Source organism: Rhizobacter sp. (assembly GCF_046595475.1).
Taxonomy (GTDB): Bacteria; Pseudomonadota; Gammaproteobacteria; order Burkholderiales; family Burkholderiaceae_C; genus Rhizobacter.
The window spans coordinates 91,751-105,040 of sequence record NZ_JBKJOQ010000084.1; the positions used below are offsets into that span (position 1 = coordinate 91,751).

The 13,290-nt window shown below is 63.2% G+C and carries 12 protein-coding genes; 5 read left to right on the forward strand and 7 right to left on the reverse strand.

What is annotated here, in order from left to right; all coding sequences use genetic code 11:
* The first annotated feature begins 287 nt into the window (after nt 1–287).
* The 3 genes from AC30QB_RS14780 (at nt 288) to AC30QB_RS14790 (ending at nt 5,215) form a co-directional block, all read left to right on the forward strand.
* Entirely contained in the window at nt 288–2,210 is a 1,923-nt protein-coding gene (locus AC30QB_RS14780) for a PrkA family serine protein kinase (RefSeq protein ID WP_489546997.1), read from the forward strand.
* A gap of 102 nt (nt 2,211–2,312) precedes the next feature.
* Entirely contained in the window at nt 2,313–3,584 is a 1,272-nt protein-coding gene (locus AC30QB_RS14785) for a YeaH/YhbH family protein (RefSeq protein WP_489546998.1), read from the forward strand.
* A 128-nt stretch (nt 3,585–3,712) separates the two neighbouring features.
* Nucleotides 3,713–5,215: a SpoVR family protein gene (locus tag AC30QB_RS14790; protein WP_489547036.1), complete on the forward strand. Its 1,503-nt coding sequence runs from the start codon at nt 3,713–3,715 to the stop codon at nt 5,213–5,215.
* Here the strand turns inward: AC30QB_RS14790 and AC30QB_RS14795 are convergent.
* Genes AC30QB_RS14795 through AC30QB_RS14805 form a run of 3 tightly spaced genes read right to left on the reverse strand, consistent with a single transcriptional unit; the run spans nt 5,209 to nt 7,323 of the window.
* Nucleotides 5,209–5,817: a helix-turn-helix domain-containing protein gene (locus AC30QB_RS14795; RefSeq protein ID WP_489546999.1), complete on the reverse strand. Its 609-nt coding sequence runs from the start codon at nt 5,815–5,817 to the stop codon at nt 5,209–5,211. The genes AC30QB_RS14790 and AC30QB_RS14795 overlap by 7 nt on opposite strands.
* A gap of 41 nt (nt 5,818–5,858) precedes the next feature.
* Nucleotides 5,859–6,365 carry a Dps family protein gene (locus AC30QB_RS14800; RefSeq protein ID WP_489547000.1) on the reverse strand — a complete coding sequence of 169 codons (507 nt, stop codon included), beginning with the start codon at nt 6,363–6,365 and terminating at the stop codon, nt 5,859–5,861.
* 37 nt (nt 6,366–6,402) lie between these two features.
* On the reverse strand, nt 6,403–7,323 hold the full coding sequence (locus AC30QB_RS14805; protein WP_489547001.1) for a LysR substrate-binding domain-containing protein: 921 nt from the start codon (nt 7,321–7,323) through the stop codon (nt 6,403–6,405).
* Between the two features lie 142 nt (nt 7,324–7,465).
* On the opposite strand from AC30QB_RS14805, the gene AC30QB_RS14810 reads away from it, so the two are divergent.
* Complete coding sequence (locus AC30QB_RS14810; protein ID WP_489547002.1) at nt 7,466–8,032, forward strand: hypothetical protein; 567 nt, start codon at nt 7,466–7,468, stop codon at nt 8,030–8,032.
* A gap of 11 nt (nt 8,033–8,043) precedes the next feature.
* Here AC30QB_RS14810 and AC30QB_RS14815 read toward each other — a convergent pair whose 3' ends face one another.
* Both AC30QB_RS14815 and recG read right to left on the reverse strand, forming a co-directional pair.
* Nucleotides 8,044–9,276, reverse strand: coding sequence for a Yip1 family protein (locus tag AC30QB_RS14815; RefSeq protein WP_489547003.1), 1,233 nt, complete (start codon nt 9,274–9,276; stop codon nt 8,044–8,046).
* A gap of 99 nt (nt 9,277–9,375) precedes the next feature.
* Nucleotides 9,376–11,430: an ATP-dependent DNA helicase RecG gene (gene recG, locus AC30QB_RS14820; RefSeq protein WP_489547004.1), complete on the reverse strand. Its 2,055-nt coding sequence runs from the start codon at nt 11,428–11,430 to the stop codon at nt 9,376–9,378.
* 18 nt (nt 11,431–11,448) lie between these two features.
* On the opposite strand from recG, the gene queA reads away from it, so the two are divergent.
* Nucleotides 11,449–12,504, forward strand: coding sequence for a tRNA preQ1(34) S-adenosylmethionine ribosyltransferase-isomerase QueA (gene queA, locus AC30QB_RS14825; RefSeq protein ID WP_489547005.1), 1,056 nt, complete (start codon nt 11,449–11,451; stop codon nt 12,502–12,504).
* On the opposite strand, the gene AC30QB_RS14830 is transcribed toward queA, so the two are convergent.
* Both AC30QB_RS14830 and AC30QB_RS14835 read right to left on the reverse strand, forming a co-directional pair.
* Entirely contained in the window at nt 12,501–12,902 is a 402-nt protein-coding gene (locus AC30QB_RS14830) for a type II toxin-antitoxin system death-on-curing family toxin (protein WP_489547006.1), read from the reverse strand. The genes queA and AC30QB_RS14830 overlap by 4 nt on opposite strands.
* Nucleotides 12,899–13,123 (reverse strand): AbrB/MazE/SpoVT family DNA-binding domain-containing protein, encoded by a 225-nt coding sequence (locus tag AC30QB_RS14835; RefSeq protein ID WP_489547007.1) that lies wholly within the window; start codon nt 13,121–13,123, stop codon nt 12,899–12,901. Before AC30QB_RS14835 ends, AC30QB_RS14830 begins: the two co-directional genes overlap by 4 nt.
* Nucleotides 13,124–13,290: the final 167 nt, after the last annotated feature.

Sequence of the window (13,290 nt, forward strand, 5' to 3'; positions counted from 1 at the left end):
CAGCGGTATGGTTGACGGAAGAATCCATGAGGAACTTTGTGCCCCGTCTACCGCTCACTTGCATGGAGGGGTCGCCGCGCAAACGGCACACTCCTTGCAAAGCTTGAACAGCGGTGATATTTCGCTTCTTCTCAACACATGATTGCTCTCACAATGACCGAAGCTTGATCGCAAGCAGCTGACACCAAGGAAAGCTCTGATGGAGCCTGAAGCGGGCTTCATCAGAACTTCCCCAGACGGTGCCGAGGTGGCCCCCGGCAGTGTCTTCCTGAATCTAGGAGGTCAGCATGGATGTGATCAGCCATTTCGCCGCTCGATTCGAGCGCACGCGTGAAGAGGAACTCTCACTCGAGGAATACCTGGCCGAGTGCAAACGCAACCCGATTGCGTATGCCACCGCCGCTGAGCGAATGCTCAGGGCCATCGGTGAGCCTCAAAGCGTAGACACACGCAACGACCAGCGCCTCTCGCGCCTGTTCGCCAACAAGGTCATCAAGATCTACCCCGCCTTCGCCGAGTTCTACGGCATGGAAGACGCCATCGAACAAGTGGTGTCGTACTTCCGGCATGCCGCGCAAGGCCTGGAAGAAAAGAAGCAGATTCTTTATCTGCTGGGGCCGGTGGGTGGAGGCAAATCTTCCATCGCCGAGCGGCTCAAGTCGCTGATGCAGGAAGTGCCCTTCTACGCCATCAAGGGCTCGCCGGTGAACGAGTCGCCGCTGGGCTTGTTTGATGCGGTGGAAGACGGGGCCATTCTTGAAAAGGAATACGGCATTCCACGTCGCTACCTGCAGCGCATCTTGTCACCTTGGGCCGTGAAACGTCTCGACGAATACGGCGGCGACATCCGCAAGTTCCGAATCGTCAAACGCTTCCCGTCGGTGTTGAAGCAAGTGGGCATTGCCAAGACAGAGCCCGGCGATGAAAACAACCAAGACATCTCCTCGCTGGTTGGCAAAGTCGACATCCGCAAGCTTGAAACCTACGCGCAAGACGACCCCGATGCGTACAGCTACTCGGGTGGCCTGTGCCTGGCCAACCAGGGGCTGCTGGAGTTCGTGGAAATGTTCAAGGCGCCGATCAAGGTGCTGCACCCATTGCTCACCGCCACACAGGAAGGCAACTACAAGGGCACTGAAGGGTTCGGCGCCATTCCCTTCGACGGCATCGTGCTCGCGCACAGCAATGAGAGCGAGTGGAAGACCTTCCGCAACAACAAGAACAACGAGGCCTTTCTCGACCGCATCTACATCGTGAAGGTGCCTTACTGCCTGCGTGTGAGTGAAGAAGTAAAGATCTACGAGAAGCTGCTGCGCGGGTCGTCGCTGGCGCAAGCCACCTGTGCGCCCGGCACGCTGAAGATGATGAGCCAGTTTGCCTCGCTCACGCGTCTGAAAGAGCCCGAGAACTCATCGCTCTACTCCAAGATGCTGGTGTACGACGGTGAAAACCTGAAAGACACCGACCCGCGCGCCAAGAGCTTCCAGGAGTACCGAGACTACGCGGGCGTCGACGAAGGCATGAGTGGCGTGTCCACGCGTTTCGCCTTCAAGATTCTGTCTAAGGTCTTCAACTTCGACAGCACTGAAGTCGCCGCCAACCCTGTGCACTTGATGTACGTGCTTGAGCAGCAGATTGAGCGTGAGCAGTTCCCGGCTGAGACCGAGCAGAAGTACTTGGCGTTCATCAAGGAGCACCTGGCCGTCAAGTACGCCGAGTTCATCGGCAAAGAAATTCAGACCGCCTACCTTGAGAGCTACAGCGAGTACGGCCAGAACATCTTCGACCGCTATGTCACCTACGCCGACTACTGGATTCAAGACCACGAGTACCGCGACACCGACACCGGCGAGGTGTTCGACCGCGGCTCGCTGAACGCCGAACTTGAGAAGATCGAGAAGCCGGCGGGCATCAGCAACCCGAAAGACTTCCGCAACGAGATCGTCAACTTCGTGCTGCGCGCGCGCGCCAACAACGCGGGCAACAACCCGACCTGGACGAGCTACGAGAAGCTGCGCACGGTGATCGAGAAGAAGATGTTCTCCAACACCGAAGAGCTGCTGCCGGTGATCAGCTTCAACGCCAAGGCGAGTGCCGATGAGGCGAAGAAACACGAAGACTTCGTCACACGCATGGTCGCCAAGGGCTACACGCCGAAGCAGGTGCGCTTGCTGTGCGAGTGGTATTTGCGGGTTCGCAAGAGTTCGTGATGACGCACAACCCCGTTCGGGCTGAGCCTGTCGAAGCCAGCGTGTGCCTCGTGGCTGGCACCTCGATAAGCTCGGTGCGATCGGAGCGCTAAAAGGGCCAACATGCTCCAGCAGATCATCGACCGGCGGCTTGCGGGAAAGAACAAGTCCATCGGCAACCGCGAGCGCTTCTTGCGCCGCCACAAAGACCAGATCCGCGAGGCGGTGAAGCGTGCCGTCGATGGCCGCGGCATACGCGACCTGGCGCAGGGCGAAGACATACACATCCCCAGGCGCGACATTGCCGAGCCAGTATTCGGCCATGGCCAGGGGGGTAAGCGCGAGATGGTGCACCCTGGCAACAAAGACTATGTGCGCGGTGACCGCATCGAGCGGCCCAAGGGCGGTGGTGGCGGCGGTGGCGGCGGGCAGGCCAGCGACTCAGGCGAGGGTGACGATGACTTTGTCTTCCACCTCAGCAAAGAAGAGTTCATGCAGGTCTTCTTCGACGATTTGGCGCTGCCCAACCTCACCCGCACCACGCTCGCCGAGACGCCCGAGTTCAAAACCCACCGCGCCGGTTACAGCAGTGACGGCACGCCCAACAACCTGCACGTGGTGCGCAGCATGCGCGGCGCCATCGGCCGGCGCATTGCTTTGGGCAGCGAGTCGCGACGCGAGCTGCACAAGCTAGAAGAAACGCTGGCCGAGTTGAAGGCGCACCCTGATGGGCACGCCGTCGAGATTGCTGCGTTGGAAAAAGAGATCGAGGCTCTGCGCGCTCGCCTTGGGCGCATTCCGTATCTCGACCCGATGGACCTGCGCTACCGCAGCCGCGTGCGCGTGCCGGTGCCCACCAGCAAGGCGGTGATGTTTTGCCTGATGGACGTTTCGGGCTCGATGGATGAGTCGCGCAAGGACCTGGCCAAGCGCTTCTTCATCTTGCTGTACCTTTTCTTGACGCGCCACTACGAGCGCATCGACATCGTCTTCATACGCCACCACACGCAGGCGCAAGAAGTCGACGAGCAAAATTTCTTCCACTCCACCGAGACCGGTGGCACCGTGGTGTCCAGCGCACTGGTTTTGATGGAAGAAATCGCCAAGGCGCGCTACCCGACGAGCGAGTGGAACATCTACGGCGCGCAAGCCAGCGACGGTGACAACTGGCACCACGACAGCGGCCGCTGCCGCGAGCTGCTGGCCAACAACATCTTGCCGCTGTGCCGCTACTTCGCCTATGTGCAAGTGGCCGAAGAAGAGCAGAACCTGTGGGATGAATACGCCACGCTGGCTGCTGACGCAAAAGACTTCGCCATCCGCAAGGTGACCGAGGCCTCGCAGATCTACCCGGTGTTCCGGCAACTGTTCAAGAAAGAAGGGGCCGCAGCATGATCTCGATTTCTACCGCGCGGGGTGCTGTCATGACGCAGGTGAATCCGCCTTGGGGTGACGAGCGGCGCAAGGAACAGTGGACCGATACGCCGCGTCGACGGGCAGCCGACATCGTGGCGCCGGCGCGCATGCGTGTACCGCTGGAAGCGCCTAGCGACTGGTCGTTTGAGCTGATCGAGCGCTACCACGAGGTCATCAAAGCCACCGCTGCCCGCTTCGGCCTCGACACTTACCCCAACCAGCTGGAGATCATCACCGCCGAGCAGATGATGGACGCGTATGCCTCGGTCGGCATGCCAGTGAACTACCGCCACTGGAGCTACGGCAAGGAGTTCATCTCGACCGAGAAGAACTACAAGCGCGGCCACATGGGCCTGGCGTATGAGATCGTCATCAACAGCAACCCTTGCATCAGCTATTTGATGGAAGAAAACACCATGGCCATGCAGGCTCTGGTGATCGCGCATGCCGCTTACGGCCACAACAGCTTCTTCAAGGGCAACTATCTCTTTCGCATGTGGACCGATGCGGCGTCCATCATCGACTACCTGGTCTACGCCAAGAACTATGTGACCGACTGCGAAGAGCGCCATGGCCTTGATGCGGTCGAAGAGCTGCTCGACAGCTGCCATTCGCTGATGAATCACGGCGTCGACCGCTATCGCCGGCCCAGCCGCAAGTCGCTCGCGCAAGAGTTGGCAGACCGCAAGGACCGCGAGGCTTACGCACAGCTGCAGGTCAACGAAATGTGGCGCACCCTGCCCAAGAAGGCAGACAAGGCCGCCGAAGAAGCGCAGGCCCGGCGCTTCCCTGAAGAGCCGCAGGAGAACCTGCTGTACTTCATCGAGAAAAATGCGCCCTTGCTGGAGCCGTGGCAGCGCGAGGTCGTGCGCATCGTGCGCAAGGTGGCGCAGTACTTTTACCCGCAACGCCAGACGCAGGTGATGAACGAAGGCTGGGCCACGTTCTGGCACCACAAGCTGCTCAACACCATGTACGACGACGGCCACTTGACCGACGGCATGATGATCGAGTGGCTCAAGTCGCACACCAACGTGGTCTACCAGCCGCGCGTGGGCGACCGGGGCTACAGCGGCATCAACCCTTATGCGCTCGGCTTTGCGATGTACACCGACATCAAGCGCATCTGCGAAAACCCGACCGATGAAGACCGCCTCTGGTTCCCTGACATCGCAGGCAAAGACTGGTTGGAGACCATCGACCACGCGATGCGCAACTTCAAAGACGAAAGCTTCATCGGGCAGTACCTCAGCCCCAACCTGATGCGCGAGTTTCGCCTCTTCTCCATCCTCGATGACGAGAAGGAAGAAGAGCTGCATGTGTCGAACATCCACGACGAAAGCGGCTACCGCCGCGTGCGCGAGGCCTTGTCACACCAATATGACCTGGGTGCGCGCGAGCCCAACATTCAAGTGTGGAGCGTCAACCTGCGGGGCGACCGCTCATTGACGCTGCGCCATGCCCAGCACAACGACCGCCCGCTTCACGACGGTGCAAATGAGGTGCTCAAGCACGTGGCGAGGCTGTGGGGCTTCGGTGTGCACCTCGAGAGCGTGAACGGCGCTGGTGAAGTGCAGCGCCGCTGGTCGGTGTCGCCTACCGGTCAGTGAGATGGTTCTTCACTGACGAACGGCTGCACCACGCTCAGCAGCTTCTTCACGTATTCCTCTTTCTCGCCCACTGGCGCCACATAGTGCAGCGCCTGCTCAGTGGCCTGCACGCCGGCGCGCTTGAGCATCACCCAGGTGGCCAGGTATTGCGAGGCCATGCACCCCCCCGCCGTGGCCACCGGCCCTTGGGCGTGAAAGGGCTCGTCGACCACCCGCACGCCAGCCTCTATCACCCAAGGCTTGGTGGTGAGGTCGGTGCAGGCGGGCATGTTGCCGATCAGCCCGAGCCGCGCGAGCAGCAGCGTGCCTGAGCACTGAGCGCCTATCAGTTGGCGCAAGGGGTCGAGCGTGAAGCGGTCCATCAAGGCCGAGTTCTCGGCTATGGCCCGTGTGTAGATGCCGCTGCCGAACAAGACCACCTCGGCTTCGTTGGCGAACTCCAGCGGCTGTTGGGCTTCGATGGTCACGCCATTCATCGAGGTCAGGCGGGTGCTAGGGCCGGTGATCTCGGCCGTGAAGCCGAGCGGGCGCAGCCGGTTGAGCAGACCGAGCGCGACAAACGAATCGAGTTCGTTGAAGCCGTCGAAGGTGATGATGGCCACCCGAGTGGGGGCGGGCGTCGGAAGAGGCTCGGCGCCGCCCATCAGGCCTCCAGCAGGCTGCGCAGCATCCAGGCGGTCTGCTCGTGCACCGTGAGGCGTTGCGTCAGCAGGTCGGCGGTGGGCTCGTCGGCAGCTTTGTCGGCGAGCGGGAAAATGCTGCGCGCGGTGCGTGCCACCGCCTCGTGGCCGGTCACCAGAATCTGCACCATCTCCAGCGCCTTGGGTGGCTTGGCCGGAGCATCCTTGATCGAGGCGAGCGCGCCAAACTGTGCGTACGAACCCGGGGCCGCGTGCCCCAGCGACCGGATGCGCTCGGCGATGGGGTCAACCGCATTCCACAGCTCGGTGTATTGCCCCATGAACATCAGATGCAGCGTGTTGAACATCGGCCCCGTCACGTTCCAGTGGAAGTTGTGCGTGGTGAGGTAGAGCGTGTAGGTGTCGGCGAGCAAGCGGCTCAGGCCGTCGGCAATCGCCTTGCGGTCTTTCTCGCTGATACCGATGTTGATCTGCACGCCGCTTGTGGCAGCGGTGGGTTTCTTGGCCATGAGGTTCTCCAGTGAGAGGTGGGCAATCAATGAGCGGTCATGACACGCGGTGCACGCCTTCCAGCGGGCAGGCGTAGATGGCGTTGCGCAAGGCGGCGATCGCCTCGTAGCGAGTGAAGGTACGGCGCCAGGCGAGCACCACGCGGCGCGTGGGCACCGGGTTGGCGAAGGGCACGTAGTGCACATGGGGTTGCTGGTCTTTGGGCACGCTGAGCTGCGGCACCACCGTCACGCCCATGCCTGAGGCCACCATGTACTTGATGGTCTCCAAAGACGAGCCCTCGAAGCTCTTGCGTATGCCTTCGGCGTCGCTAGAGAAGCGCGCGTACTCGGGGCAGACTTCGAGTACGTGGTCGCGAAAGCAGTGGCCGGTGCCCAGCAAGAGCATGGTCTCTTTCTTGAGCTCTTCGGCGCTGATGCTCTTGCGCTTGGCCAGCGGGTGGCTGGTGGGCACGGCCACCATGAAGGGCTCGTCGTAGAGGGGCGCGATGGCCAGGCCTGCATCGGGAAAGGGCTCGGCCATGATGGCGCAGTCAAGCTCGCCGGTGCGCAGCATCTCAAGCAGCTTGACGGTGAAGTTCTCTTGCAGGATCAGCGGCATCTGCGGCACGCGCTCAATGGCGGCTCTCACCAAATCGGGCAGCAGGTAGGGGCCGATGGTGTAGATGATGCCGAGCCGCAGCGGGCCCGACACCGGGTCTTTGCCGCGCTTGGCAATCTCTTTGATGTTGGCCGCCTGCTCGATGACCGACTGCGCCTGGCGCACGATCTCTTCGCCCAGTGGGGTCACGCTCACCTCGTTGGCGCCGCGCTCGAAGAGCTTCACGTCTAGCTCTTCTTCGAGCTTCTTGATGGCCACGCTGAGGGTGGGCTGTGAGACGAAGCAGGCTTCGGCGGCGCGGCCAAAGTGCTTCTCGCGTGCGACAGCCACGATGTAGCGCAACTCTGTGAGGGTCATGGCTCGCAGAATATCCCAGCCACAGCTTCGCGTCATGCACCCCATGGCATCACCTTTCGATACTCGGGCGCCAGGCGCTTGCCGCTCGGCGACATCTGGCGGACTCTCCGGCCGCGGCATGTGCCGCGCATCGAAAGCCCGTATGAGTACACCGCGCTCGCGCACCCTGGCCATCACAGCCGTGATGGCCCTCGGCCTCTCGGCCTGCTACCTCGTGCCCATCGACCCCCGCACCGGTCAGGGCTACCCCATCACCACCGACTCCTACCGCGGCAACGCGGTCGCCACCAGCAGCCCCGGCGCAGTCATGGTGGTGACGCCGCCCCCGCCCCTCGGCCCGCCACAGCCCACGGTGCTGAGCGCTCGTCTGTACCCGCTCAATCCGCAGGCCAACAAGGGTGGCCTCATCACCGCCGTGGTGGTCGACAACAACACCGGCCGGGGCAGCTTCACGCTCGGCTACCTGGGCGACACGCTGCAAGGCGAAGCCACGCGGGTGGACGCCAGCTACGCGGCTTTCGGCCGCATTTACAACGAGGTACTGGGCTTGAACCAGCGCAGCTTCAGCGGCAGGCGTGGCATTGCCAACGCGTTTGGCGCCAAGGGGGTCAACGCCCAGTGCGAGTACCTCATCACGGGGCCGACCATGGGCACCGGCGCGTGCCAGTTCTCAGATGGCGCCAAGTACCAGATGCACTTCGGGTCTTAAGACTTTGGTGCTCAAGACTTGGCGGGGCGCTTCAGCGCTTCGAGCTTGCCCAGGTCTACCCCGTCGACGATGGCCTTGAGCGCGGCCATCTCTACATGCTGGCCGTTGGCTTCAATCACCACGCCGTTGTTGAGGATCACGGCGTACTCGCTACGGCTGCCGTCCTTGCGCGACTCTTCGCGCACGGTGCGGTTGCCTTGCTTGTAGACGCGTTCCACCTTGTCATCGGTCTCGCGGTCCAGCGTCTGGTTGGCCCAGCCGGCCAGCGAGGCAAGCCCGCCCAGGCCGCCGATGTCGGTGATCGTCAGGCGCACGCGCTTGTCGCCGCCGACGTAGGTGGCCTTGGCCGATGAGCCGGCAATGCCCATGGCCTGGTTGCCCTGCGCCTCGACCGAGTTGCGCTTCAGGTCGCCCAGGCTTTCGGGCAGCATGGCCTTCAGGTCTTGTGGCGCTATGGGTTCACCACTGGTGCCCGAGAGGGCGCCCATGGCCTGCGACAAGGCCTTGCCGGCGGCGGCGGGGTCGCCTGACTTCTGCGCTGCTTCCATGCGCTTGCCGGCTTCTTCCAGCTTCTGGGCCATGGCCTCCATCTTCGACGTGTCGATGTTGACCTCGCCGCGAGGCGTGCTGATTTTCACGTCGCTGCTGCCGCGCATGCCACCGAAGCGGCTGAAGCCGCCCGGTGTGAGCGCGGCGGTGATGGCACCCACCACGACGAAGGCCACGATGCCGCAGACGATCACCACCGCGGTGTAGCCAGCAGCCTTGTCTTGCGGGCATTTCATCAACACGGGGATGCCGAGGTAGATCAGGTAGATGGAGTACAGGCCAGCCAGAATGCCCAGCACAGCGAGCGAGGGGATCAGGGTGAAGATGCCGCCCACGTAGCTCGCAGTGAGGCCGTAGGCGATCAGCTTGAACGCATTGATCTGGCTCTTGGTGCCGCCGAAGGAGGGGGCCAGCGCATCGACAATCAAGGCCAGCACGAAGACCATCGCGAGCGACAGCGCGTAGCTCACGATCATGTTCGTGAGGCCCCACATGAAGGGCACGCGGATGTTCATCCCGAAGCCGCCCACGCCGATCAACGACAGGCCGATGAAACCCGCCAACGCCGGAATCGCCGCCAGGAAGATCAGGTAAGTCTTGTAGATCGAGGCCACATCGGCCTGCTCTTGCTCGATCACCGGCCAAGTCGGCTTGGGCTTGAGCAGGATGTCTTGAACGCGTTGGATCAGGTTCATGTGGGTCTCTCCGGGCAGGGGTTGTGTCACCAGCATCGCAATCTAGCGGAGCGCGGCGCCGTTGACTACGGGACGAACGTCATACGCACGGTGTCGAACTCAGGCCTTCAGGAATTCAGCCTTGCTGCCCAGCCAACGCGCCACGTGCTGCTCGGCCACCTCGGGCCGCGTGGCGAGCAGCTGGGTGGCGGCCTGCCGGGCCACCTGCACCAGCGCTTCGTCCAGCGTGAGGTCGGCAAAGCGCAGCAGCGGTGCGCCCGATTGGCGTGCGCCCAGAAACTCACCCGGCCCGCGTATCTCCAAGTCGCGGCGGGCGATCTCGAAGCCATCGTGGGTCTCGGCCATGGCTTTCAGGCGCGCCTTGCCGGTCTCTGATAAGGGCGTGGTGTAGAGCAGCACGCACACGCTGGCCACCGAGCCACGCCCGACGCGGCCGCGCAGCTGGTGCAGCTGCGAGAGGCCGAACCGCTCGGCGTGCTCGATCACCATCAGGCTGGCATTGGGCACGTCTACGCCCACTTCGATCACGGTGGTGCTCACCAGCACTTTCATGCTGCCTTCAGTGAACTGCGCCATCACCGCCGCCTTGTCGGCCGACGGCATGCGGCCGTGCAGCAGGCCCACGCTCACGCCGGGCAGTGCTTCGCTCAGCTGCTGGTGCGTGGCGGTGGCGTTTTGCAAATCGAGCTTCTCGCTCTCTTCGATCAGCGGGCACACCCAGTACACCTGCCGGCCGCGGCCAACCTCTTCGGCGATGGTGCGCACCACGCTGTCGCGCTTGGCGTTGTTGAACAGCTTGGTGACGATGGGCGTGCGGCCGGGTGGCAGCTCGTCAATGGTGCTCACGTCGAGGTCGGCAAACAGTGTCATTGCCAGGGTGCGCGGGATGGGCGTGGCGCTCATCATCAACAGATGTGGCTCCAGTGCTTGCGCCTGCAGCTTGTCGCGCAAGGCCAGCCGCTGCGCCACGCCAAAGCGGTGTTGCTCATCGATGATGGCCAGGCCCAGCCGCGAGAACTGCACCTCGCTCTGGATCACGGCATGGGTGCCCACCACCAGCGCCGCCTCACCCGAGGCCACGCGCGCCAACATCTCGCTGCGCTTCTTGCCCTTGCGGCTGCCGGTGAGCCACGCGGTCTTTATGCCCAGCGGCTCCAGCCAGCCCACCAGTTTGCGAAAGTGCTGCTCGGCCAGGATCTCGGTGGGCGCCATCAGTGCGCACTGCCAGCCTTCGTTCATCACCACGGCGGCGGCGAGCGCAGCCACCACCGTCTTGCCCGAGCCCACGTCGCCTTGCAGCAAGCGGTGCATGGGCGCCTCGCGCTGCAGGTCGAGCGCGATCTCTTCGACCACGCGGCGCTGCGCCGCCGTCAGGCCGAAGGGCAGGGCGGCGAGCAGCTTCTCTTGCAGGCCATGGGCGCGCACGGTGAAGCGTGGCGCGCGCTGCAGGGCGCGTTCATGTTTGGCTTGCAGTTGCGAGAGTTGCTGCGCGAGCAGCTCTTCGAACTTGAGGCGTTGCCACGCGGGGTGGGTCTTGTCTTCCAGGTCGCCCAAGCTCACGTCGGGCGTGGGGTGGTGCAGAAAGCCCAGCGACTCGCGCAGGCTCAGCAGGCCGGCGGGCGCCAGCGCAGGCGGTATCAGCTCTGACAGGTCAGCCCGTTGCAAGCCCGACGTCACGGCCTTGCGCAGGTAGGCCTGGGGCAAGGTGGCGCTGCTCGGGTAGACGGGCGTCAGCGCGGTGGCAAGCGGTGTCTGCTCGTCGACGCTTTTGAACGTGGGGTGCACCATCTCCAGCCCGAAGAAGCCGCCACGGGCTTCGCCGCGAACGCGCACGCGCTTGCCGGCAGCGAGCGTCTTCTGGTGGTTGGGGTAGAAGTTCAGGAAGCGCAGGTACAGCTCGTCGGTGCCGTCGTGCAGCTTCACCACCAATTGCCGGCGCGGGCGAAACGCGATCTGGCAATCGCTGACCACGCCCTCCACCTGCGCCGTGTCGCCATCGCGCAGCTCGCGTATGGCGGTGATGCGTGTCTCGTCTTCGTAGCGCAGCGGGATGTGCAGCGCAAGGTCGATGTCGCGCACCAGGCCCAGCTTCTCCATCGCCTTTTGCGGCGCAGATTTCTCCTTGCGCGCGGCGAGGGGGGTGTCGGTGGGCATGGGACAATTTTGCGGCATATGCCTACACACACTGGAAGTTTCCAGCTCGCCGATTTTGATTTCGACCTGCCGCCTGAGCTGATCGCCCAACACCCGGTGGGGGAGCGCAGTGCTTCGCGCTTGCTCGATGGCACGCAAGCCTCGCCCGCCGACCGCATCTTCCGCGAGCTGCCCCGCTTGTTGCGTGCCGGCGACCTGCTGGTGTTCAACGACACGCGTGTCATCAAGGCGCGGCTGCTGGGGGCCAAGTCCACCGGCGGGTCGGTTGAAGCGCTGGTCGAGCGCGTGTTGCCGAACCATGAAGTGATGCTGCACCTGCGCGCGAGCAAGTCGCCCAAGCCCGGCGCCATGATCTGTTTTGTGAACGGCGACAAGAGCTTCAAGGCCGAGATGCTGGGCCGCGGCGGGCCTGAAAACTCGCTCTTTCACCTGCGCTTTCCGAGCGAGCCATTTGCGTTGATTGAGCAGCACGGCCATGTGCCGCTGCCGCCTTACATCACCCATGCCGACGATGCCGACGACGAGCGCCGTTACCAGACGGTCTTTGCCGCCAAGCCCGGCGCCGCAGCCGCACCGACCGCGGCCCTGCACTTCGATGAGGCTGTGCTTCACGCGCTGCGCGAGCGCGGCATCGGCAGCGCAAGTGTCACGCTGCACGTGGGCGCCGGCACCTTCCAGCCGGTGCGCACTGAAAATTTGGCCGAGCACAAGATGCACAGCGAATGGTTCGAGGTGCCGCAGGCCACCGTCGACGCCATCGCGCAAACGCATGCCCAGGGCGGCCGCGTGGTGTCGGTGGGCACGACGACACTGCGTGCCCTCGAATCGGCTGCGGTGAGTGGCACGCTCGAAGCCGGCAGTCGCGACACCGACATCTTCATCACCCCGGGCTTCGCGTTCAAGGTGGTCGACGTGCTGGTCACCAACTTTCACCTGCCCAAGAGCACGCTGCTGATGCTGGTGAGCGCCTTTGCGGGCTATGAGCACATGAGGGCGCTCTACCGCCATGCCATCGCCGAGCGCTATCGCTTCTTCAGTTATGGCGACGCCATGCTGCTGGCGCGTAACGGCTAAATCTGCGTGATGTGCTGGCGGATCCAGCTGGCGAACCCGGCCTCGCTCAGGTCACCCGACGCCAAAGACAGCATGGTGAGCACGCATTGCACGTCGTCGTCTTCGAGCACGTGGGCGTTCAGTGCCAGGAAGAGTTCTACGGCGACAAATGCGGTGCGTTTGTTCCCGTCGATGAACGGGTGGTTGCGAGCCAGGCCGAAGCCGTAGGCAGCTGCGAGATCGGCCACATCGGGTTTGCCGTAAGTCACGAGATGCAGCGGCTTTGCCAGAGCAGACTCGAGCAGGCCGATGTCTCTCACGCCGCCCGCGCCGCCATGCTCCGACAGTTGCTCTTCATGCACCGCAAGAATCACGCTGGGCTCGATCCACACCCACCGGTCGTTTGCTGGCTTGCTCATTTCGCGAGTTCACGCAAGACGGCCCGTCGCTTCTTCATGATGGCTCGTGCGGCCGTCATTTGCGCTTCAAAAGCCGGGTCATGCGCGGTCAGCCTTACTCCTTCGGGGCTGTCCGTGACGTACAGCACATCACCCTTTTCAACCTTCAGCCGCGCGAGCAGTTCCTTGGGCAGGATCACCCCCACCGAATTGCCGATCTGGGTGAGTTTGAGGGTGTGCATGGTGCTCATCCGTGGGTTATAACAAACGTTATATTAGACGCTGCCCGCCTCCAAGGCAAGCGTCCGTGTTGCTCGGCCGTTCGGTCGTGGGCATCGCAAGGCCCTCGCGAAACAAGGGGTGGTCATCTACCGGGAGCGGCTTCACGCAGGCACGTGTGCGGGGGCGT

Excerpts from the sequence above, each read along its gene's own strand:
- AC30QB_RS14830 (WP_489547006.1), bottom strand. The coding sequence starts at position 12,902 with ATGAGCAAGCCAGCAAACGACCGGTGGGTGTGGATCGAGCCCAGCGTG.
- AC30QB_RS14835 (WP_489547007.1), bottom strand. The coding sequence starts at position 13,123 with ATGCACACCCTCAAACTCACCCAGATCGGCAATTCGGTGGGGGTGATC.
- AC30QB_RS14800 (WP_489547000.1), bottom strand. The coding sequence starts at position 6,365 with ATGGCCAAGAAACCCACCGCTGCCACAAGCGGCGTGCAGATCAACATC.
- AC30QB_RS14790 (WP_489547036.1), top strand. The coding sequence starts at position 3,713 with ATGCGTGTACCGCTGGAAGCGCCTAGCGACTGGTCGTTTGAGCTGATC.
- AC30QB_RS14780 (WP_489546997.1), top strand. The coding sequence starts at position 288 with ATGGATGTGATCAGCCATTTCGCCGCTCGATTCGAGCGCACGCGTGAA.
- AC30QB_RS14815 (WP_489547003.1), bottom strand. The coding sequence starts at position 9,276 with ATGAACCTGATCCAACGCGTTCAAGACATCCTGCTCAAGCCCAAGCCG.
- AC30QB_RS14805 (WP_489547001.1), bottom strand. The coding sequence starts at position 7,323 with ATGACCCTCACAGAGTTGCGCTACATCGTGGCTGTCGCACGCGAGAAG.
- AC30QB_RS14785 (WP_489546998.1), top strand. The coding sequence starts at position 2,313 with ATGCTCCAGCAGATCATCGACCGGCGGCTTGCGGGAAAGAACAAGTCC.
- AC30QB_RS14810 (WP_489547002.1), top strand. The coding sequence starts at position 7,466 with ATGAGTACACCGCGCTCGCGCACCCTGGCCATCACAGCCGTGATGGCC.
- queA (WP_489547005.1), top strand. The coding sequence starts at position 11,449 with ATGCCTACACACACTGGAAGTTTCCAGCTCGCCGATTTTGATTTCGAC.
- recG (WP_489547004.1), bottom strand. The coding sequence starts at position 11,430 with ATGCCCACCGACACCCCCCTCGCCGCGCGCAAGGAGAAATCTGCGCCG.